Origin of the sequence: Photobacterium sanctipauli (genome assembly GCF_003026495.1) — a bacterium.
Classification (GTDB): Bacteria; Pseudomonadota; Gammaproteobacteria; order Enterobacterales; family Vibrionaceae; genus Photobacterium; species Photobacterium sanctipauli.
In genome coordinates this window covers 329267-351784 of the sequence record NZ_PYMA01000003.1, presented here as the reverse complement: position 1 = coordinate 351784, position 22518 = coordinate 329267, and the positions used below count along the sequence as shown (strand labels likewise).

The following is a 22518-nucleotide window of genomic DNA, read 5'->3' as shown; positions in this document are numbered from 1 at the left end:
TTCTAGCAATCAGCCAGGCAACGACATAATGCCCGTTGGCGCGGGCAAAACATCTACTGTACGAAAATTATAATAGGGAATAATTATGAAAAAAACAGTCGTGGCGATGTCTCTGGCAGTTATTTTCTCTGCAAGCGCCTTAGCAGAAACTGAACAGACAGAGCAAAAGAAAGAAACGACGCCTAGCTTAACTGCCTTGGAAAGTCAGGTATCCACGGCAGATTTGCTCACCGCTGTTAACCCGCCACCAAAAAAAGAAGGCCGCTTGCACGGTACATTATCTTCAAAAATTGAATTAGAACAATGGCGTTACGACGATACTAGTAAAGAAGAAGGTATGCGTAACGGCGGTAAGTTGAAGTATGTACTGGCTGAAGGTAACTTCCGTCACGACGATCTTCCTGGTTGGGATTTTGGCTTCCACAGCTCACGCGAAGATATCTTTGAAGGCGAACCGTTTGATCAAGACTACCAAGCAAATAACTCAATCCTAGAAGTTTACGCTAACCGTAATTACAACAAAGACTGGGGTAATATCGGTTGGGGCGTTAAGCTGGGCTCAGAAAGTGCCGATGACCGCTGGATGCCGGAAATCAAAGGTTTTGGTACCTACCGTATTACTGACAAGCTGGATGTACACGGTTATGCCCTATACCACGTTGAGCACAAGCGCGGTCATGGTGACTTTAACTACTTTGAAATTGAACCTGGCTTTGGTTACCAGATTGCCGATAACATGGGTGCATGGCTGAACTTCCGTTACCAGCACGGTACATGGGTTCCAAACGGCGACTTTGATAAGGAAGTGGAAACAGAAGTTATTATCAAGCCGGGTGTTTGGTATGGCTTTGGCAAGTTGAGTGCTTCGCTTTGGGGTGAGTTCGGTCAGTTTGAAAAAGAAAACGACCGTACCGGTGCACACCTATGGAAAGAAGACTACTGGAAGTTGGGGGTATCTGCTAACTACCCGCTATCGAAGCAATTTCGCCTAGTGGGTGAAGTGAGCTATAAGAGCGTGAAATTTGAAAATACCGACAAAACTGAATTTGATGGTTACTTGCCGTTCGGTATGATTGGCATTAACTATAGCTTCTAAGTTTTAGTTCTTTTTCTATCCTTAAATCAGGCTGTTTACTCAGCCTGATTTAACTATTTAGAGAAAAAATAGAGAGTTAACTTGAAAGCTATAGAGAAAACAATCAATAGAATCAGGTTAAATGCGTAAAGTGATATTTGCAACGAATTGTAATTTACGCAGAAAAGCATTGAATTTACGTCAAACTTACATCCATTAGTTCGCTACAATATGAATAGGTTGGTAATCTCATCAACTATTCGGATGTGAGGTGTATAATGAAAAAACTATTAGTGGCCCTAGCGTTAGTTTTGCCAGCATTTGGAGTAATTGCGTCTTCGTCAACATCTGGCAGTAAGTCTGGCCAATATTCAGAAACATACCAGGTTTGCTACCTAGATGGCAAAGCTGTGATGTTGCAGCGCAATATGTGCTACGCCTCTGGCGGTAGTTTAGTTAAACCGCAATAAATACTCTAATTCATCGCTGCAATATTCCTTAATCAATTTATACCCAAGTTATTTTAGTGAGTATTACTTCATGCTGATACTTGGGTATAAAGCCATTTTATTTACTCCCTGACTTGTTATTTAAGCTATCTAGCGAAATAGCAACTATATATTGAATATGAATAACTAAAGGCATAAATTAATAACTAGTCATTACCGGATTAGGATATTCGCCCTTGCTCAACTTAAAAGAACTGCCTTCGATAAAGGCATTGAGAACCTTTATTGCGGTGGCAAATAACCTAAGCTTTTCAAAAGCGGCGAAAGAGTTATCGGTCACTCAGGGAGCGGTGAGTAAGCAAGTTTCAGCACTGGAGCAACAGTTAGGGCAACCCTTGTTCGAGCGCCATCTTAACGGTATCAAGCTAACCAGCATTGGTCAGCAATACCTGCCACAGATAGCGGAAGCGCTTGAGGTCTTGCAAAATGCAACGGCTAGCCTGCGTCAGATGGAGCAGGTAGAAGATATTCTGACGGTAAATGTTACGCCTTCTTTCGCAAGCCTTTGGCTAATTCCTGCCATTCATCGCTTTACAGAGCAGTACCCTAATATTCAGGTTAGCCTGAAAACCGGTGATGGGGCATTGCACGATATTAGTGGCGAAAATGATATTGTTATCCGATGCCTGCCATTAGCCAAGCATTATGAGAATGCGACGTTGCTATGCCGTGAGAGGCTAAAATTAGTGGCATCGAAGGCGTTAGTTAAATCTGCTCCCATTCAGTGTTACGCAGACTTAGGTAAGCACGTATTTCTACCGCAAGTGACTAGGCCGCAGCTTTGGGAGCAATTAAAGAGCCAGCATTATATTGAAGATAATATCGAGTTTTATGGTGTGGGCTTTGAGCATTTTTACATGTCGTTAGAAGCGGTGAAGCATCAGCAAGGGTTGGCGCTTTTGCCTGATTTTATGGTGAGAGAGCGAATGCAGCAGGAGCAATTGGTAAACCCGCTACATGCCGAGTTTGAAAGCCATTACGGATACTATGTCATGGTGCCTAACTATAAATTGAACTCAAGAAAGGTATATCTGTTTACCCAGTGGTTAAAAAAAGCTTTTGACGAGAAGTAGCCCGATAAAACAACAGACCCTAGAGGCCATATTGGCTAGGTGATGAGGAGTTGGCGAAACGCATCTGCATCTAGGATGCTGAGGTGTAGCTGTGCGGCGGTCTGTTTGAGTTGAACCACTTGCTCAGCATTGTTTTTTGCTAACGTACCTAGATGATTCAAATGATTATTTTCAAACCCAACTCGAATATCACCACCCATAAGCATAGACGTTGCTAGGCATTGGTGTTCATATTTTCCAAATGCGCAAACCGCCCAGCGCTGCTTGTGGTCAAACAGTTGCTGTTGCAGAAACGGTGCTAGATCACTTGGCAGCGCCGTTTGCTGTTGTTGGTAACGACCAAGCACCAGTAGCAGGTGATGGGTGTTGGTTGGGAGTTTCCCTTGGGTGAGCAAGTGAAAGTAACGCTTTAGATCTTCGGGGCTGTAGAGGATGTATTGGGCGATGATCCGTTCCGATGCTACCCAATGGAAAAACTCACTGGCTTGGTGAAGATAACTGGCATCCGGAAGCAGTTCACTGAGTGCAAACGAGGCAGCTTCGGGCTTTACTTCTTTAATTAACGTCATCTGCTGCTCTGGTGAGTACTGGCCAATCGCTTCTGTCGTGAGTTGGACAATAATACTATCGCCGACCTGCTCTTTGAGCGCTTGGTAGAGCCGGATGTTATCGTCGATATCCAGCGAGTGCTTACCATTATGATCTCTGGCATGTAGGTGAACCATGGCAGCCCCGGCATCGCGACAGGCGATAACCTCATTGATTATCTGTCGTTGCGTGATTGGCAGTGCCGGGTGATCTACCCGGCTTTTTCTGGCGCCGTTAGGGGCCACGATAATGGCGGTTTGGCCCAGTTGTGTATTTTCTTCCATTGTTTTATCCCAACCTAGAGTGAGGGTACTAATACGCTACATCCAGTGTGTGGAAGCGGTGAGCAGCGACTTTTCCAGCTTGGCGACGAGCTCATCAAGCTGGTGCTCTTCGATGATAAAAGGCGGGGCGAGCAAAATATGGTGTCCTAGATGACCATCGATCGTGCCTGACATCGGGTAGCACATGAGCCCATTTGCCATGGCTGTTGACTGGATAGCTTTGTGGGCTTTTGAGGCTGCCGGTAATGGTGACTTAGACTGCTTGTCAGCCACCAACTCAATACCAATGAACAACCCTCTGCCGCGTATATCACCAACATAGGGAAGGGAGCCAAGGGCTTGATGGAGTTTTTCCATCAACTGGCTTCCTCGTGAGCGAACGACTGCTAGCAGATTGTCTTCTATAATCGTGTCGATAGTGGCAAGTGCGGCGGCACATGCCATTGGATGGCACATAAAAGTATGCCCATGCTGGAAAAAGCCTGAGCCATTGGCAATGGCCGCATAGATTTTGTCATGCACTAGAGTTGCCCCAATAGGCTGGTATCCTGCACCAAGGCCTTTGGCAACGGCGATAATATCCGGCTCGATACCTTCTTGCTCAAACGCGAAAAAGGTGCCGGTTCGGCCAACACCACACATCACTTCATCAAGGATCAGTAATACATCATAGCGGTTGCAAATCTCCCTTATTCGCTTGAAGTAGCCATCGGTGGCAGGCACTGCACCAGCAGTAGCACCAACAACCGGTTCGGCGATGAAGGCCATTACATTTTCCGCGCCGAGCTCAAGAATTTTTTGCTCCAATTCATCGGCCGCTCGACGGCTGTATGCTTGCTCTGACTCAAAATGAAGCTGCTCACGATAGGCGTAGCAAGGGGCGATATGATGCGAAGTTGAAAGAATAGGCTTAAAGGGTTCACGTCGCCATGTATTCCCCCCCACCGAGAGTGCACCTAAGGTATTGCCGTGGTAGCTCTGCCGGCGAGCGATAAATTGGCATTTTTGGGGCATGTCGATTTCAACAAAGTACTGCCGAGCCAGTTTTAGCGCCGCTTCAACTGCTTCTGAACCACCACTGACAAAATAGGCGTGGTTTAAATCGGAAGGGGCCAGTTCCGTTAACCGTTTCGCCAAGGTTTCACTGCTTTCACTGGTGAAAAAGCCGGAATGGGCATAAGGCACGCGAGCCAGCTGATGCGAGATGGCCTCTTTTACCCTTTGATGGCTGTGGCCGAGATTCGATACTGCTGCACCTCCACAAGCATCGAGGTACTGCTTACCTTCGCTGTCTATCAGGTATACACCGCTTCCCCAAGCCACTGTTGGTAACTGGGTATGGCAATGGCGATGGAAAACATGCGTCATAAGTCTGTCCTTGTATACGATAAAGGTGACACCGATGCATAAGATTGTTGGATCAAACACTGAATGGTGCAAACGAATAAAGTTTTAGGGGTATGAGAAAAAATAATAAATTCTTTTACGTTGAATTTACGTTTGTTGGTTATGTTTTCCCTAATTTATGGCGGCCTGAAGGCTGTTGTTACTAGGTAAATGACTAAAAGTGATGCTTTTATCGTAATTCTTTACTTTGTTCTTATTTCTTGTGATCTGTTTAACGTAAGCGTTTACGTTATTGGTGCATAATTCAACCCCACAAGATGGATTGAATTTATAGCAGAGCGAGACATGACAAAGGCATACCGTCCTTCACTTCATATGACGCCAGACCAAGGATGGATGAATGATCCAAATGGCTTGGTGTATTTCAATGGGTATTTTCATCAGTTTTATCAGTACTACCCGCACGATACGGTGTGGGGGCCAATGCACTGGGGCCATAAGATCAGCCAGGATTTGATCCATTGGCAGGAGTTGGAGCCCGCACTATATCCCGATGAATCTGGGATGTGTTTTTCTGGCAGTGCGATTGTTGATTGGGAAAATACCTCGGGTTTGTTCGAGACGGACAAACCTGGCTTGTTGGCATTTTATACGTCCTTCATCCAACCGAAGGTGGTGCTGGCCGACGGGCGTGAAATCGAAGATCCCATTCAACAGCAGTCACTGGCCTATAGCCAAGACGGGTTGGTATGGCATAAATATCAGGATGGGGCACCGATCATTCCTGCACGAGGTAATCCGGATTTCCGAGACCCGAAAGTGATTTGGCATCAAGCCTCTCAAGCATGGGTAATGGTAGTGTCATGCGGGCAGCATATTGAGTTCTATCGCTCGACGAACCTGTTGGACTGGCAATTGGTGAGTGAGTTTGGCTATCGCCATGGTGCCCACAGTAAAGGGCCTTGGGAGTGTCCTGATTTATTTGAGCTACCGATTGAAGGCAGTGATGATTCTCGTTGGATATTGGTTGTGGGTATTGGTGAAGGTGCGCATTGCGGCGGGGCAGGTACACAGTACTTTGTTGGTCAGTTCGATGGGACGACATTTATTAATCAAAACCATCCAGAAGATGTGCTGTGGCTGGACTTCGGTCGTGATTATTATGCGACGCAATCTTTTTCTGATGTGCCTGCTGAGGATGATCGTCGTATCGTAAGTACATGGATGAGCAACCATCAGTACTCGCTTGAGCTGCCAACAGAAGCATTTCGTAGTGCGATGGCGATGCCTCGTGAGCTTTTTTTGTTTGAAAGCGAGGTTGGTTTACGTGTGGGTCAACGCTTTGTGGGCGAACTAGATACTGCGTTGACTATAGATACGAGTGAGCAACTTGAACAAGAGCAGGCAATTAGCTTGTATAGCTCGCAGTCGGTGGCGAAGCTGTCTTTTTCTGTTGCACTGGAAAGTGAGCAGCAACTCAGGCTCAACCTGTTTGACGACAATGCGCTTTCGTTCGTTTTCAGTGTCAGTTCTTTAGAGCAAAACCAAAACAAAAATCAGAATCAAGGGCAAGGTCTTCAAGTACGCAGTATCAGGCGAGGTCAATTTGGTAGCGACCGGCTCGACACGCATTACCCTCATGATTACTCTGTAAATTTGCCAACCTCCGCTGAATTTAACGTTGAACTCTTGATTGATAATGGCTCAGTGGAGCTTTTGAACAATGGTGGCGAGTTCAGCTTTACCAATCTTGCTTTCCCAAGCCAAACCAATACCAGCTGTGTCATAAGTGTGGATCACGGTGCATTGAATATCAGCCAGTTACAACAATTTAGTCTTGCAAAGGAGTGCCGCAAATGACAGAGGAGCAAGCAAAGTTGGCGCTTCAACAGGTGTTAGAATCTGTTGAGTTGCCTAAGCTGACCAAAAAGGATGAAAAAGTATTTATTCAGCGTTTAGAGCAAAGCTTCCCGTTATTGGTCAGCCAACTTCATCAGCTATACGGTGATCGCTATGATTTCTTTTTCCACTTACAAAAACTGGTTGTGGTGTTGGCAAAAGCCTTCGCTGGTCGAAAGCGCAAGTGGAAAAACCTTGATGAAAGCCGATTGAAAAATCCAGATTGGTATCGCAGTGAAGAGATGCTGGGCATGGCGGTATATGTGGATTTGTTTGCGGGAGATTTACAGAAGCTAAAGCAGAAAATCCCTTATCTTAAATCATTGGGTATCAATTATTTACATCTGATGCCACTTTACAAGGCGCCAGAGGGAGATAGCGATGGCGGCTACGCCGTTTCTGACTATCGTAAGGTCGATCCGAGCTTAGGTACTGAAAAAGATCTGCTGCAACTTGCCGATGCCCTGAGCGATGCCGATATTAGCTTGGTATTGGATTTTGTCTTTAACCATACGTCTGACGAGCACCAATGGGCGAAAGAGGCCCGTTCGGGCAACCCAGATTTTGAAGACTTTTACTATTTCTTTACCGATAAGAATGAAGTGGATGAGTATAACCAAACTTGCCGTGAGATCTTTCCTACGGTTCGTCGGGGCAGTTTTACCTTCCTTGAAGATACAGAAAAATGGGTTTGGACGACGTTCAACAGTTTCCAATGGGATTTGAACTACAGCAATCCGGCAGTATTCAATGCCATTACCGATGAAATGTTGTTTTTGGCGAATATTGGCTGCCAAGGTTTAAGGCTCGATGCTTTAGCCTTTATTTGGAAGGAAAAGTGGACGCAGTGTGAAAGCTTGCCAAAAGCACACACGTTAATTCAAGCGTTCAACACCTGCTTGCAAATTGCGGCACCAGCAGTGGTGTTTAAGTCTGAAGCCATTGTTCACCCCGACGAAGTCGCGAAGTACATTGATAAAGATGAATGCCAACTTTCTTATAACCCGCTGATGATGGCGTTGATGTGGGAAAGCTTAGCGACTCGCGAAACCAAGCTGTTAACCGCCTCACTGAAGAAAAGCTTCTCTATATCAGAGCAATGCAACTGGGTAAATTATATTCGCTGCCACGACGATATTGGTTGGACGTTTGATGATGCTGTTGCGGTAGAATTGGGTATTAATGGGTTTGATCACCGCCGTTTCTTAAACCAATTCTATACCGGTAAATTTGAAGGTTCGTTTTCAACAGGTGTGCCATTCCAAGAAAACCCAACCACCGGCGACTGCCGGGTGTGTGGCTCATTGGCATCGCTGGCGGGTCTTGAACAAGCCATTAGAATTGACAACTCTCTTTATATCGAACATGCGATTAAACGTATACGGTTATTGAATAGCATTAACCTCAGTATCGGTGGTATCCCTTTAATTTATCAAGGGGATGAACTTGGTGTTCTAAATGATTACAGTTATTTGGAAGACGAGTTTAAGCGAGATGATACCCGCTGGGTGAATAGGCCAAGGATTTCACCTCATGATACCGAGTTGGCAGCCAATCAAAATAGCTATGAGTTTCGCATTAACCAAGATTTACAGCAGATGATTAGGTTACGTAAGCGAGAGCCGGTATTTGGAAAAGCGAAAACTGAAATAATAGAGACTGGTGAACCTCATCTATTTGCTTATTTGCGTACCCATGATAACGGGGACAAGTTGCTCGCAGTTTGTAACTTCAGTGAACACGAGCAGCGACTTTCTGCTGAGATCTATGGTGCCCTTGGTTCTTCTAATGTGACAGATATATTGACGGGTTACCGCTTGGGAGGAGAAGCCTTAGCTTTATCCGCTTATGATATTTATTGGTTGAAAGTAGATAGTGAATGAAAAATACAGTTTGGTTAACCGGTGATGCTGTCGTCGACCTTATCCCTGACGAAAAAAATACCTATTTAAAGTGCCCTGGTGGGGCGCCTGCTAATGTAGCCGTGGCAAATGCCCGCCTAGGGGGGAAGAGTCGATTCTTTGGAAGGGTTGGAGATGACCCCATGGGAAGGTTTATGCGAGAAACCTTGGATGATGAGGGGGTCGATACTCGGTATATGGTTCTCGACCCAGAGAAGCGAACTTCAACTGTTGTTGTCGATTTGGATAATGATGGTGAGCGCAGTTTTACCTTTATGGTAAAGCCAAGTGCTGATCAGTTTTTAGACATAGGGGATGTGCCGGAGTTTGCAAAGCATCAGTGGCTACATTGTTGTTCTATTGCGTTAGCTAATGAACCAAGTCGAGGGGCAACTTTCGGCGCCATGGCAAAGATGAAAGAAGCTGGTGGTTATATCAGTTTTGATCCCAACTTGCGCGAAGAGGTTTGGCACTCAAGTGAAGAGATGAAGGCTGTTGTTTTAGAAGCAATTAAAATGGCATGTGTCGTTAAAGTTTCTGACGGGGAGCTGATGTACTTGACCGGTACTGAAACTATTGAGGAAGGACTTCGCTCACTACCTGTAGAAAATCACCAGTTACTTATCATAACCCTAGGTGCTAAAGGCGCCTTGGTTGTGTTTAATCGGGAGCAACGGCTGATATCAGGTAAGTCAGTACAGCCAGTCGATACAACGGGTGCTGGTGATGCGTTTGTTGGTGGTATGCTAGCTAAACTGTCCCAAATCGATGACTGGCGCAATTGGGAGGCGATCCAGCAGGCGGTGCATTGGGCAAATGCGTGTGGCGCTATTGCTACAACCAAGAAAGGAGCAATGTCGGCTTTGCCTAGTCATGAATCAATGTCACTGGCAAAATAGAATATTGCTAATGACATAAGTAGCGGGCAAACCAATGCTCGCTACTTTATATCATGCTTGTGATTACTTGTTCAGAATAAACTGCTCAATCACTTTCGCAACACCGTCTTCATCATTGCTATCAGTGATGTGGTTGGCCAGCGCTTTGGTGTCTTCTGTTGCGTTACCCATTGCCACACCTAAGCCTGCGTATTTGATCATATGATGATCGTTGCCAGCATCACCCATACAGATCACTTCATCTGCGCTAATGCCAAGGTGTTCCGCTAGCATGGCTACCCCGGTTCCCTTGTTGCTGTGCTTGTTCATGAACTCAAGGAAGAACGGTGCGCTCTGTACTACGGTATATTGTTCGTAAAGCGCGGCTGGCAGTTGCTCAATTGCAGCACTTAGGATGCTTGGCTCTGCAACCATCATTGTCTTGATGATCTCTTCATCATTGCCCAGTTCAACAAAATCGACCACTGTGGTCTCAACACCATTGATGGTTGATTCATGCTGGGTGTAGGTGTTGTCTTCAGGGGTGATTAGCCCGCGCTCTGGCGAGAATGCGTGAACGAAGGTGACAAAGTCGTTGGCTAGGCTTGCGATATTTTTTGCATCACTGCCCTTCATGATTTGTTTGCGAATCACGGTTTTGCTGGCAACGCGCTGAATCAGTGAAGCGTTGTAGCTTAGTACGAAGTCATTGTCAGAAGTCATACCGAGTTCTGTGAGGTATTTTTCCATACCTTCCAGTGGGCGGCCTGAAGCCAGTACAACGTGAACGCCTTGTTCACGAGCTGCCTGGATAGCTTGCTTAGTTCGAGGTGATATCGCTTTTTGCGAGTTAAGCAGTGTGCCATCCATATCAAGGGCAACGAGTTTATACATGTGAAAATCCGGTGGTGAAAAATTTTAGAGCCGCCATTTTAATCAAAAAGTGTGATCAATACGACATCATTTGATGAAGCAGATATACCCAAGCTACTTCAAAGCAATGCTTTGCCTGCAAGCTTATAAATCCTTGCTGAACCTGCATCTAGAAGTAGCTTGGGTATATGACCCGTTGAATTGATATCCAGTAGTGATGTTACTTTGGCGTGAATTTATAAACGGAGTACCAAAGAGGTGATTTGAGGGATAAATTCGCCGCTTTTTTGCCATGTCTTGTTGTGAGCAATATCTTAATTTCTGTTACTAATAAACATGTTGGTTTTCGGTCGGGATTATTTCTAACATTGCTGATCCCCTTTAAAAATGCAGCCTCTGAATGTTTGTTTTTACTTTCTTGCGTGAAAGTATCAAACATCCAGGGGCTGTTTGTGCTGTCTCTCACTTTTTAATTTGCTCTGTGAAATTACAATTTTCCTCGTTTTGTTGATTTGTATTTTTTGTGTAGTTGGGTATGGAATACCTATAAGGAATATAGCGTGAAAAAGAGGTCTTTGCTTTCAAGAACACTGCTTCCATTATTAGCATTAGCACCAATGGTCAGTTCAGCGGCAACGTATATCGATCTGCGTCATGAATACCGTGACCCATCAGATCGCCACCGCAGTCGCGTTATTATTGGTAACCACTTTGAGAATGGTTACGGCATTGAAATGCTAACCAATATTAACCACGGTAGTTACGGTGATGGCTTTGGTGACAATCTACGAATTTCGAATACCGAGGTCACCAATTACTACACCTATGCGGTGAACGATAACTTTGTCTTGAACCCTGGCTTGGTCATGAACTTCTTGAGCAGTAACACCTTTTTCATGCCATACCTGAAGTTGAACTATAGCTTTGACAATGGGTTCTTTGTCCACGGCCGTTACCGATATGATTTTTCGAACGAGCCGATGACAAATGATAATGGCGTCGACGAAGTTGTGAAACGAAACCGTTATGATATTTGGACGGGATATAGCAATCAGGATTTCACATTATCTTACGCTTATACCTACTTTGACCAAATTACACCGCACTCTGGTGAGCTGGCGAATGGTAAATTAAGTGCAAGAGAGCATACCGTTAAGTTTTTATATAAATACAAACCCAACTTCCGCCCATATTTTGAAGTAGTAGATGCGGATAAGAATATTCATATTCCGGGTGACGATGCTGGTAAAACAGAATGGCGTTACCGCGTTGGTGTAAACTTTGTTTTCTAAGGAAGAAAAATGAAAAAGACAATTTTATCGGCACTGATCATGGGGGCAATGATGTCACCAGCAGTTACACTAGCAGGCGCTCCGAATACTGACCTAAATTTAATGCCGTACCCGCACTCTGTTGAATTGAGTGAAGGGCGAGTGAATATCGACAGCCAGTTCAATGTATTTGTGAAAGGCTTTACTTCTGACCGCGTTGATTTTACGGCCAACCGTTTGATCAAGCGTCTTGAGCGCCAGACCGGTGTGCCAATGTTGACGTGGCAGGCTGAGAGCGAAGACGATGCGGTGTTGGTTATCGATATCAAGCAAGCGCCAAAAACAGAAGTGCAGTCGATTGAGGCTGACGAGTCATACACACTGACAGCGAAAGACGGCAAGATTGTGCTGACTGCAGAGCGCCCGTACGGTGCTATCCGCGGTATTGAAACACTGCTGCAGCTGGTGGGTACCGACAGCAAAGGTTACTTCGTACCGGAAGTCAGCATTGAAGATGCCCCGCGCTTCCCATGGCGTGGTGTGTCTTACGACACCTCCCGCCACTTTATTGAGCTAGACGTTATTAAGCGCCAACTGGATGCTATGGCCTCAGCTAAGCTGAATATTTTCCACTGGCATATCTGGGATGATCAGGCGATCCGTATTCAGCTTGATAGCTATCCAAAACTATGGCAGAAAACCGCCGATGGTGATTACTACACCAAAGAGCAAATCCGCGATGTGGTTGAGTATGCGCGTAACCTAGGTATTCGCGTGATCCCTGAAATTTCACTGCCTGGCCATGCCTCTGCGGTAGCTCATGCCTACCCTGAGCTAATGTCGGGTGAAGAAGGGCAAACCTACCCGCATCAGCGTGAGTGGGGGGTATTCGTCCCTCTAATGGATCCAACCAACCCTGAGCTATATACCTTCTTAGGTGCAGTGTTCGACGAAGTGATTGAACTGTTCCCTGATGAGTACTTCCACATTGGTGGTGATGAGCCAAACTACGCCCAGTGGTCGGAAAGTGAAGAAATTCAGCAGTTCATTGCCGAAAATGACATCGATGGCAACCGTGGCTTGCAGTCATACTTGAACACGAAAGTGGAGGAAATGCTGTCGGAGCGTGGCAAGAAGGTCATGGGCTGGGATGAGATTTGGCATAAAGACCTGCCTAAATCGATCGTCATCCAGAGCTGGCGTGGCCACGACAGCATTGGCCGTGCTGCCAAAGAAGGTTACCAAGGCATTCTGTCGACCGGTTACTACTTTGACCAGCCTCAGCCAACCAGCTACCACTACCGCAATGACCCTATGCCTACTGGCATCACGGTCGACGATAAACTGCATGACGGTGAGAAGTTTGCCACCTATGAGTGGGTGAAGCCGCGTAGCAAAGGTGGTCCACGTTCTGGCCTGATCACTATCATCGAAGGTAAAGATGGCGAGTTCCGTGCCTTTACCGACTATAACGGTAAGTCGCGTGAGGAAGTGTACATTCTTGAATATGTACCGGGTAAAGTGTTCCGTGGTCACTTCGATAATTTCATGTCTTACACCGAGTTCAACTTGGCGTTTGATGGCGCGGAGCTGGCGGAAGAAAGCTACCAGACTATCGGTAATGTTCGCTGGCCAACCACAGGTAAGCTGATTGCTGGCACAGAAATCGAAGGTTCTGAGATCCCTGCACCAAACGGTGGCTACCCAGCTGAGCTGGAAGGTGATGAAAAGTCCCTGATCCTGGGTGGTGAAATTACAGTGTGGGCTGAGAACATTGATTCGATGACCATGGAAAACCGCATTTGGCCTCGTAGCTACGTAGCGGCAGAGCGCTTCTGGTCGAGCGAGGAGCTAACCGACGAAGCCAGCATGTACAAGCGTATGAAAGCAATTGATACTTGGTCTGAAGTATCAGTTGGCCTTCAGCACCATGCCAATGCGACAGTAATGTATAAGCGTCTAGCCAATGGAAAAGATATCAAGCCTTTGGTTACCCTTGCACGCTACACCGAGCCAGCGCAGTACTACGCACGTAACTGGGAAAAATGGATTCAGACACCAAACCATGGTGATTTGTATAACCAATACGAGCGCTTGAACCGATATGTGGATGCACTGCCAGTAGAAAGTTATGCCGTGTACGACATGATTGCGAACGTTGAGCAAGTGGCAAAAGGTGATAAGAAGGCATTGGCTGAGCTAAAAGCGCACTACCAAACGGTACTGGCAGCGGCAGAGGCTTCGGCACCTATCTTCGCTAACAATGTTGCTTCTGTTGATACTGTGATTGTGGCAGAGAAGACGATTGAAGTTGCCAATATCGCGCTTCAGCTGATTGAGTTGCATGAGGCAAACCGTCAACCAACGGAGCGAGAAGCACAAGCATTGCGCCAATCACTCAGTGAAGCGGCAAAAATCTATGATGAAGCGATTGTCGCTATCGTGAAGCCGACTGAGATGCTGTTGAATCTTAATCGCTAGTCAGAATAGACATTAACGTGTTGATTAAATTAAAGGCGCACCAGCAATGGTGCGTTTTTTTATGCTGTTCTTCAGCCAGAAAGAGCGTTGATGCATAATTAGTGCGAATAGAAGGTAAAACTGCATTACTAGTTAAAATATATTTGATAATTGACATTGTATGCTAAATTGTTGATATTTTATGCTTCATTTTAAATAGTAGTTAAATAATTATAATGAGCACCACAACATCGGACGTTGTCCAAAATAAAACTTGGAAAATGCCAGATACTCTGGTTTTAATTTTCTTTATCGCTTTGCTAGCAACAGCAATGACTTACGTTATTCCTGCTGGCATGTTTGAAACCCAAGACATCACTTATATGGCCGACGGGGCTGAAAAGACCCGTACCGTGCTAGATCCTGAATCTTTCGCCTATGCGACTGATGAGCAAGGTAACCCTATTTATAAAACGGTTGGCCTGTTTGCCAGTGGCGGTGGCATTGGCTTGATGAACTTCGTGTTCGAAGGCTTGGTGTCAGGCTCTAAATGGGGCTCAGCGATTGGCGTTATCATGTTCATGCTGGTTATCGGCGGTGCCTTTGGTATCGTGATGCGCACTGGCACTATCGATAACGGTATCCTGCGCCTGATCGACCGTACCAAGGGCAGTGAATCTTTGTTTATTCCTGTGCTGTTTTCACTCTTCTCGCTGGGTGGGGCAGTTTTCGGAATGGGTGAAGAGGCCGTTGCTTTTGCCATCATCATCGCGCCGTTGATGGTACGGATTGGCTATGACGGCATTACCACGGTAATGGTTACCTATGTCGCTACCCAAATCGGTTTTGCTTCATCTTGGATGAACCCATTCTCGGTTGCGGTTGCGCAAGGTATTGCAGGTGTACCTGTATTGTCTGGTGCTTCTGTTCGTATCGGCCTGTGGATTTTCTTCACCATTCTGGGTATCGCTTTCACTATGTGGTACGCCAACTCGGTGAAAAAAGACCCATCGAAGTCATACAGTAAAGTCGGTGACGCCCACTTCAAAGCACAAGAAGCCAATGTTGCAGCCTCACGCTGGAACCTAGGTGATACGCTGGTGTTGCTAACGGTAACCGCGACCATGGTTTGGGTTATCTGGGGTGTGGTTGCCCACGCTTGGTACATTCCTGAAATTGCCTCTCAGTTCTTTACCATGGGCTTTGTAGCGGGCTTGATCGGTGTGGTATTCCGCCTGAACGGCATGACGGTGAACGACATGGCCTCTTCATTTAAGGAGGGCGCAAGTATCATGCTAGCACCTGCTTTGCTTGTAGGTAGTGCGAAAGGGATTTTGCTTATCTTGGGCGGTGGCGGCGATGCAACCGAAGCAAGCGTACTGAACTCTATCTTGAGCAGTGCTGGTGATGTGATTGGTGCGCTACCAGAAGCGATTGCGGCATGGTTGATGTTTACCTTCCAGGCTATTTTCAACTTCTTCGTAACCTCGGGTTCTGGTCAGGCGGCGCTAACCATGCCGTTGATGGCACCACTGGCTGATTTGGCGGGTGTGACTCGTCAGGTAGCAGTGCTTGCGTTCCAGTTGGGTGATGGCTTCACTAACATCATCGTTCCTACCTCTGCATCGTTAATGGCAACATTGGGTGTATGTCGTATCGATTGGGGTGATTGGGCGAAGTTCTGCTGGCGTTTCATTGCGTTGCTGTTTGTCCTATCGAGTGTGGTCGTTATTGCTGCCCACATGATGGGCTTTGCATAACGTCACTAATTTTATCGATTAGTTAACGAGCGCTATTAAACCGCTTGGGTATAAATGGGCAGTATAGACTGCCCATTTTTATATTGAAAAAAGCAACTTGCTCACATAATGTACCACTAGATATTGGCGGGCAATTCATGTGCTTGAAGGGCGCATGTTTGGCAAGTGTTGTAAATCCGGAAGCGAGGGAAGATTAGAGTGAAAAAGACTGTTTATACCGATGATATCCTACAAGGGCATCAAGTTATCTCTCAGTTGAATGTTGATGAGCTGCCGGCGGGCTGTCATCGTTTCTGGTTCCGCCCGCAGGCTAATGGTATAGGCCAAAGTTGGCATTTACCCGTGGTTGTCTACCGTGGTGAGCAGAGTGCCAGCGCGCGTAAGGTAATGATCACTGCCGGTGTCCACGGTGATGAGTTGAACGGGGTGATCACGGCACAAAAAATCATCCAATACTTGGCCAATGAGACCATCAATGGCACCGTGATTGTTGTGCCGACCGTGAATGTATCGGGTATGTTGATGCACACCCGCGACTTTGTCTTGTCTGATCCCGATGCCTCGCCAACCAACCTTAACCGAATCTTCCCTGGAAAACCCGACGGTGATGCCGCGCAGCGTTACATCGCGGCGATTTGGCATGATTTGTTGGGTCAAAATGCCGACTTGGCGATTGATCTTCATACCCAAACCCGTGGTGCTGAATACCCACTCTATGTTTTTGCTGATTACCGTATTCCGCAAACCGTGAAAATGGCAAGATTGATGAACCCTGATTGTATATTCGATGATCCGGGTGATGAGGGGGTGTTGGAAACCGTTTGGAACCGCAGCGGAGTGCCTTCGATTACTGTTGAGGTAGGGGCGGGGAAAGTACTGCAACCAGATATGATTGAGCGCTCGGTCGGTGGGGTAATGAATATCCTCAGTGCCGAAGGGCTGATTACCTCTGAAATCGAACAGCCTAAGAATGAATGCTTTGAAGGTAAGGAAGTATTTACTATCAGGGCTAACCTAGGCGGCTTTGCCTTGCCACAGGTAGTGATTGGCGACCAAGTTGAAATGGGGCAGTTAGTGGCGGTTCAATACGATAGCTTTGGTGACGAGATCCAACGCTACCATGCACCAACACAGGGTTATGTGCTCAGCGTCAACCAAGATCCGATGCGTGAACCGGGTACTTTGTTGGTTCGGCTGTTAAAATAAATGCCTTAGGGCAATGACTTGGATAAAACGAACGCCATCGCTGACACCGATGGCGTTTTTGATTGAAAGAGGGAGTCGCGTTGATCAAGCCAAAGACTGAAGAGCTCGAAGTTTTTCTAGCTGTTGTTGATAGTGGTGGTTTCTCTGCTGCGGCTAATCAATTAGAAATGCAGGTGGCGAAGGTGTCCCGCTTGGTGGCAAGCCTTGAGCAAAAAGTTGGGGCGAACCTCTTACATCGTACTACTCGTCGCGTAGAACCAACCCAGGAAGGGGTTGCTTATGCCAATACTGTTAGGGCGGGGCTATTACTCATCACAGAGGCACAGGAGCGGCTTTCTTCGCAAAAGGATCTACCCGTAGGTAGGCTACGCGTTGATGCTGCAAGTACGGTAATGACTCACCAGCTTGTACCACTGGTTAAAGGGTTCCAAACCCAATACCCAGGGATTGAATTAGAGCTCGCCACCCATGAAAACATCATTGATTTGGTTGAAAAACGCACCGATGTTGCCATTCGGGTGGGATCGCTGAAAAACTCCAACCTGCATGCCCGAATGCTGGGCCGAAGTCCGCTAAAGCTGGTGGCGTCTCCTGAGTATTTGGAACAATTTGGTGAGCCGACTAATGCGGCAGAGTTACTTCAACACAAGTTTATCGGCTTTGCCGGACAGGCTCATTTGAACAAGTGGCCGCTATTTGGTGGTGCGCTCGAACCGGAGTTTTCTAACGTTGCAACTAGCGGTGAGGTGGTGCGCCAGCTTTGCATTGCTGGCATGGGTATCACCTTGCTTTCCCAATTTACCGTGGGAAAAGATATTGCAACAGGGCGCTTGGTGAGCCTTTGCGATGGCGACATTGAGACCCCGCACCCACGGGAGCTGGTTCAGGCGGTGTATTATCGCAATTCGTCTATTTCACCCCGAATCAAAGTATTCTTGGATTATATTGAATCAAGACTAAAGCTATAACTTATTTTCTCATTAGGTGAGAAAGTGTTTTGTGATCTGTTGTCTTTTTTGATGGTAATTAAGCTTTAAAATAAACCACAGATTTTGATAATACGAAGAGATAAGCTGATGACAATTGCAATGCCGTTACTTGGAGCAGGTACATTCCGCCTTAAAGGTGAAGATGCGTACAATTCAGTTACCATGGCGCTTAATGCGGGCTATCGCCATATCGATACCGCCCAGGTTTATGGAAACGAACAGGAAGTGGGTACCGCGATTGCTGACTCTGGTATTGCGCGTGACGAGATTTTTCTCACCACTAAAATTTGGATGGATAAGTTCGGTAAAGACGCGTTCTTGCCAAGCATTCGCCAAAGCCTACAAGATCTTCAAACTGACTACATCGACTTGCTGCTGATCCATTGGCCGCTGAAGAATGAAGAAGTGGCAATGGAAGATTACCTTGCGAGCTTGAAAGAAGTAAAAGCCCTTGGTTTAGCAAAACATATTGGTATCTCGAACTTCACAGTTGCTCAGATGGCGCAAGCTGTCAGCATCCTTGGTGCCGATGAGATCTACACCAACCAAGTGGAAGTACATCCTTACTTGCAGAACCGTAAAGTGGTCGATTTCTGCCGCCAGCACGGAATTATTGTGACGGGATATATGCCGTTTGCTTATGGCGATGTGTTGAAAGACGAAACTATCATCAAGATTGCGGATAAGCACGATGCCTCACCTGCACAAATCGTATTGGCATGGATGCGCCAAAATGAGTTTGTCACGATTCCTTCTTCGACCAAGCAAGCGAATATCGAGAGCAACATGAAATCTGACGCTGTGGCACTTAATAGCGATGAGATGGCATTGATTGCCGAGCTTGATCGCAATCACCGCAAGGCAAATCCGGATTTTGCCCCTGAGTGGGACTAATCGCCAAAAGGCTCTGCTACTTGCAGAGCCTTTTTTAAATGCACGGAACTGGCAGGGCAAATTAATGGTTAATCGTCACCGACGCTGGTTGGCGCAATAGCTGCTCCGGAATTACCGACAGCCAGCCATTACAGCGGGCATAGTCGATTAATATTGCACGACTCGTTACACCGCAAGGGCTAAACCGGATGATCAGGTTCGCTATCTGTTTTTCTACCGCTTTGGGCGTACGGTGGATTAACTGTGCAATCTGCTTCGTTTGGCGGCCTCTCAGTAGCCAAAACAATACGATTTCTTGTGAAGATGTTAGTTGGATACCATCTTTTCTGATTGTCGTGAATGACATCGCTTCCTTGTCGGGGGACATCATTTCGGTGAAGGAGGCAAGGCTAACCAACTCTTTCAGGTTGGCGGCATTGAACATCACCCCCCAAGACTCCCCGTTGATCACCACCGGACGCTTTTGGAAGGTGTAAGCATCGTAACCATGTGCGTATCGGTGAATATCAATGGTGGTGATTGTCTTGTTGTCCTGTATTGATTGTCTGTCTTGTTGGGCAAAAATAGATGCAAATTGGGCGGTGTCACATGGTAGATCACGGTCATATAGCCCCTCGATATCCTGTGGTGCGTTCACCAATTTTCTGTAAGCTTCGTTGGCAAATAGGAACTGCCCATTTTTTGCCTTCAGCCCAGCAGGATTCGGGTTAGTGTCTAGCATGTGAATAAGGACGGATAAGTATGTTGATTGGTCTAAATTCACCCCGCTATTTTAGCAACTTGTTGCTAAAAAAAAGTAGTAGATTTTCCCACTTTTTCTATAATATTTTTATCATTATTATTCAACGTTTTGCTTAACATTCCGAATTACACCAAAGTATCTATTCCCTAAATTCTTTACCAGCTACGGTACCCACAGGTATCAATGTGAAAACGTACTCCACTATAAAGTCCCAGCCCCATATCATTTTTCTTGCCCACAGCGCGATAGATCTTATGGAGTTTTCTATGCAGTTCAGAGCGAGTCATTTTTTCATCGACCGGCACAAGGTCGAGGGCGCAGAAATCAAGGTGAGAGCTTCGCGGCGCACCACCTGCGTGGATGTTGTACTCTTTGCTGCGATCGCCTGAAACAGGAATCAATAAGCCGATTTCTGGGATGACATATTTTTGAATAAATAGCAGGGTTCTTACCATGTTGTCCCAGTTTTTCTTCGGCGGCATGTTAAATACTGTTGTGTTGCTGATATCCCAGTCAGTGCCTTGCAACACCACAAGGTGCAGGGGCATGATTTCTCTTACGCCTCTATCGACAAAATAGTTGAAGGCTTCTTCAACAATGGCTTCTTTGTGGTTCATTAGTACCCACCCCCTAAACGTTGCACGGGTGGGTACCCGGTAGCCATTCACCTCCACGACAAGGTCGTCAATGGTGAAGTCTCTGTGGCTTTTGTAGAGGCTAGAATAGGGCACTGCGTAGAGTGAGCAAGTTGTGATAAGGCAAGCGATGGCTAGGAAATACTTCATTTTTTCCCCTTGATCCCATTCGCATTTAAAGTAATGCGTAACATAATTCTAGAAGAATCTTCGCTGAAAGCGGATTAATTTAATTTCGCTGAGCCGAAGTGAAGGTTTACCATTTGATTAGACATACCTGTCTTAAAAAGTAGAACTAATTTGTGATAGCCGACATTGTTGGCGAGTTAGAAAAGTCCTTAGCCTATTTTCTGTTAGTATTAATAAGACTATCAAAAGATAAAAAAGTCATATTGAAGCTAAGAAAGTATGTTTAAGTTTATCCCACTATTATTGCTGTTTTCTGCTAACGTCTTTGGGGCAAACAAGTACGTTGAGCGATTAGCGACTGAGGTCTACCAAGATGCTCAGCTGCAAGGCGTGGTTGATTATGAGCTGCTGGTTGACGGGGTTGAAGCCTATATGGCGGAAGGTTTTGGCTCTAATCCGAACCTTGTGTTAATTGATTACAGCTTGCCTTCCAACGAGCGCCGGTTCTATGTCATCAACCTGCTTGATAAGCGGTTGGTTTACCATACCTACACCACGCATGGCATCGCGAGTGGTAAAGGCCCTTATGCCGAGCGTTTTTCAAATAAGGTGAATTCAAGGCAAACATCGCTAGGGGTGTTTAAAACCGCAGAAACTTATTACGGTAAGTATGGCTATTCGCTGCGTTTGGATGGCTTATCTCAAGGTTTGAACGACAACGCACGAAAGCGTGCCATCGTGATTCATGGTGCCAATTATGCGTCGCCGTCATTTTTAGCACAGAATAATTTTCTGGGCTGGAGTTGGGGATGCCCGGCTTTACCACCAGAGAAAAACAGGGAAATTATTGACTTGATTAAGGGAGGAAGCATCATTCTGGCTTCCACCGGTTCGCCTCAGAGCGGATTGCTTGCCAAAGCCAAGTGAGACACTTGGCTTTCGGCTAAATCGCTAACTTATGGCTGCTTGCCCGATTAACTAGCTTAAATCCAACATCTATCGCAGACGGTTCAGACGCCTTGCTATTGCCATTGAGCTTATCCAGCAACAATTGGGCGGCTTGCTCGCCCATGGCCTGGTAGTCGATATGGATTGCAGTGATATCTGGGTGGCTTTGGGCGCAAATAGCGCCGCCATCAAGGCAGGTGAGCGCTAATGAATCTGGCACCTTGATGACACGGCGCTGGCACTCGAATAGGGCACCTAACGCAATGGCTTCGTGGTTACAAATCATGGCATCCAGCTCACGCTGGCGTAGCAATAACTTCGCCACGCCTTCGCTCCCGAGTGCCAAGGTAGCGCCTTCGTGACTGGTCAAGAAGTGATCAGGCGTGAGGTAGCCTTCAATCATTCCTGCCTGCCAGCCACGCAGTTGCTTATTCAAAATGGTTTGATCACCATGGGCACCGATAAAACCGATGTTTTTATACCCTTGTTCTATTAACTGGCGGGTTAGGGCTTTTGCGGCTTGGTAGTGATCGATACCGATATTGAGATCGATTGCGAGCGGGTTGATCTCATTGGCTTCCAATATCGGAAATTCAACCGACTCTAGCATTTTCCGCGATTTTGCCGACCTTTCGCTACCAAATAGCACCACTGCTGCCGGGTTGTTGGCAAGCATGCTGGTTAGTAAATTCTCTTCTTGCTCCATCGAATCATTGCTGTAGCCGATCAGGACTTGGTAACCATTTTTTGCCATCGCTTTTTGAAACGGGGCGATGAAGTCGGCACTGACCTTCTCGGTCAGTGAAGGCAGGATCACAGCGATGGTATCACTTTGACCTGAGGCAAGTGCACCCGCTGCCTTGTTAGGGATATAGCCCAGTTCATCGACAGCTTGTTGAATCTTTTCCCTTAGCTTATCAGATACTTGATCTGGTGTTCGCAATGCCCGCGATACGGTCATCGAGCCGACGCCTGCCAACTTGGCAACATCAGCGAGCGTGACCTTTCCGGTACTGCGACGTTTTCGAGGCTCTGCCATCGAATCTCCTGAAACACT

At 46.5% G+C, this 22518-nt stretch carries 19 protein-coding genes; 13 read left to right on the top strand and 6 right to left on the bottom strand.

Going from position 1 to position 22518, the window contains the following annotated elements; translation table 11 throughout:
• The first annotated feature begins 85 nt into the window (after positions 1–85).
• The 3 genes from C9I98_RS07815 (at position 86) to C9I98_RS07805 (ending at position 2657) form a co-directional block, all read left to right on the top strand.
• Positions 86–1096, top strand: a complete 1011-nt coding sequence (locus tag C9I98_RS07815; protein WP_107271818.1) for an OmpG porin family protein — start codon at positions 86–88, stop codon at positions 1094–1096.
• A 257-nt stretch (positions 1097–1353) separates the two neighbouring features.
• Entirely contained in the window at positions 1354–1545 is a 192-nt protein-coding gene (locus tag C9I98_RS07810; RefSeq protein WP_036818710.1) for a hypothetical protein, read from the top strand.
• A gap of 215 nt (positions 1546–1760) precedes the next feature.
• Positions 1761–2657: a LysR substrate-binding domain-containing protein gene (locus C9I98_RS07805; protein WP_036818708.1), complete on the top strand. Its 897-nt coding sequence runs from the start codon at positions 1761–1763 to the stop codon at positions 2655–2657.
• 35 nt (positions 2658–2692) lie between these two features.
• Here C9I98_RS07805 and C9I98_RS07800 read toward each other — a convergent pair whose 3' ends face one another.
• Complete coding sequence (locus tag C9I98_RS07800) at positions 2693–3529, bottom strand: beta-keto acid cleavage family enzyme (protein WP_036818706.1); 837 nt, start codon at positions 3527–3529, stop codon at positions 2693–2695.
• Between the two features lie 36 nt (positions 3530–3565).
• On the bottom strand, positions 3566–4897 hold the full coding sequence (locus tag C9I98_RS07795) for an aspartate aminotransferase family protein (protein WP_036818704.1): 1332 nt from the start codon (positions 4895–4897) through the stop codon (positions 3566–3568).
• 324 nt (positions 4898–5221) lie between these two features.
• Between C9I98_RS07795 and C9I98_RS07790 the strand changes: the two genes are divergently transcribed.
• From C9I98_RS07790 to C9I98_RS07780, 3 genes are read left to right on the top strand one after another with little or no spacing between them, the layout of a single operon-like run.
• Positions 5222–6736 (top strand): glycoside hydrolase family 32 protein, encoded by a 1515-nt coding sequence (locus C9I98_RS07790; protein ID WP_107271817.1) that lies wholly within the window; start codon positions 5222–5224, stop codon positions 6734–6736.
• A complete protein-coding gene (locus C9I98_RS07785; protein ID WP_107271816.1) occupies positions 6733–8658 on the top strand; it encodes an alpha-amylase family glycosyl hydrolase in 1926 nt (641 codons plus the stop codon). Before C9I98_RS07790 ends, C9I98_RS07785 begins: the two co-directional genes overlap by 4 nt.
• Positions 8655–9575, top strand: coding sequence for an aminoimidazole riboside kinase (locus C9I98_RS07780; protein ID WP_036823892.1), 921 nt, complete (start codon positions 8655–8657; stop codon positions 9573–9575). Before C9I98_RS07785 ends, C9I98_RS07780 begins: the two co-directional genes overlap by 4 nt.
• Positions 9576–9638: 63 nt before the next feature.
• Here the strand turns inward: C9I98_RS07780 and yidA are convergent, their stop codons facing one another.
• Positions 9639–10448, bottom strand: coding sequence for a sugar-phosphatase (gene yidA, locus C9I98_RS07775; protein ID WP_036823890.1), 810 nt, complete (start codon positions 10446–10448; stop codon positions 9639–9641).
• A 539-nt stretch (positions 10449–10987) separates the two neighbouring features.
• Between yidA and C9I98_RS07770 the strand changes: the two genes are divergently transcribed.
• From C9I98_RS07770 to dkgB, 6 genes are all read left to right on the top strand, one after another.
• A complete protein-coding gene (locus tag C9I98_RS07770; RefSeq protein ID WP_245907110.1) occupies positions 10988–11719 on the top strand; it encodes an oligogalacturonate-specific porin KdgM family protein in 732 nt (243 codons plus the stop codon).
• A 9-nt stretch (positions 11720–11728) separates the two neighbouring features.
• Positions 11729–14179, top strand: a complete 2451-nt coding sequence (locus C9I98_RS07765) for a family 20 glycosylhydrolase (RefSeq protein ID WP_107271815.1) — start codon at positions 11729–11731, stop codon at positions 14177–14179.
• 260 nt (positions 14180–14439) lie between these two features.
• Complete coding sequence (gene yfcC, locus C9I98_RS07760) at positions 14440–15918, top strand: putative basic amino acid antiporter YfcC (protein WP_211318313.1); 1479 nt, start codon at positions 14440–14442, stop codon at positions 15916–15918.
• A gap of 198 nt (positions 15919–16116) precedes the next feature.
• Entirely contained in the window at positions 16117–17124 is a 1008-nt protein-coding gene (locus tag C9I98_RS07755) for a succinylglutamate desuccinylase/aspartoacylase family protein (protein WP_107271814.1), read from the top strand.
• 83 nt (positions 17125–17207) lie between these two features.
• Positions 17208–18092 (top strand): LysR substrate-binding domain-containing protein, encoded by an 885-nt coding sequence (locus C9I98_RS07750; protein ID WP_107271854.1) that lies wholly within the window; start codon positions 17208–17210, stop codon positions 18090–18092.
• Positions 18093–18200: 108 nt separating this feature from the next.
• Positions 18201–19007, top strand: coding sequence for a 2,5-didehydrogluconate reductase DkgB (gene dkgB, locus C9I98_RS07745; protein ID WP_036826574.1), 807 nt, complete (start codon positions 18201–18203; stop codon positions 19005–19007).
• Between the two features lie 61 nt (positions 19008–19068).
• On the opposite strand, the gene C9I98_RS07740 is transcribed toward dkgB, so the two are convergent.
• Both C9I98_RS07740 and C9I98_RS07735 read right to left on the bottom strand, forming a co-directional pair.
• Positions 19069–19728 (bottom strand): helix-turn-helix transcriptional regulator, encoded by a 660-nt coding sequence (locus tag C9I98_RS07740; protein ID WP_107271813.1) that lies wholly within the window; start codon positions 19726–19728, stop codon positions 19069–19071.
• A 176-nt stretch (positions 19729–19904) separates the two neighbouring features.
• Entirely contained in the window at positions 19905–20534 is a 630-nt protein-coding gene (locus tag C9I98_RS07735) for a hypothetical protein (protein ID WP_107271812.1), read from the bottom strand.
• Positions 20535–20792: 258 nt separating this feature from the next.
• Between C9I98_RS07735 and C9I98_RS07730 the strand changes: the two genes are divergently transcribed.
• The gene (locus tag C9I98_RS07730) at positions 20793–21440 is read left to right on the top strand and encodes a murein L,D-transpeptidase catalytic domain family protein (protein WP_107271811.1); all 648 of its coding nucleotides are present in this window, start codon (positions 20793–20795) and stop codon (positions 21438–21440) included.
• Between the two features lie 16 nt (positions 21441–21456).
• Here C9I98_RS07730 and C9I98_RS07725 read toward each other — a convergent pair whose 3' ends face one another.
• Positions 21457–22500: a LacI family DNA-binding transcriptional regulator gene (locus tag C9I98_RS07725; RefSeq protein ID WP_036824991.1), complete on the bottom strand. Its 1044-nt coding sequence runs from the start codon at positions 22498–22500 to the stop codon at positions 21457–21459.
• Positions 22501–22518 lie beyond the last annotated feature (18 nt).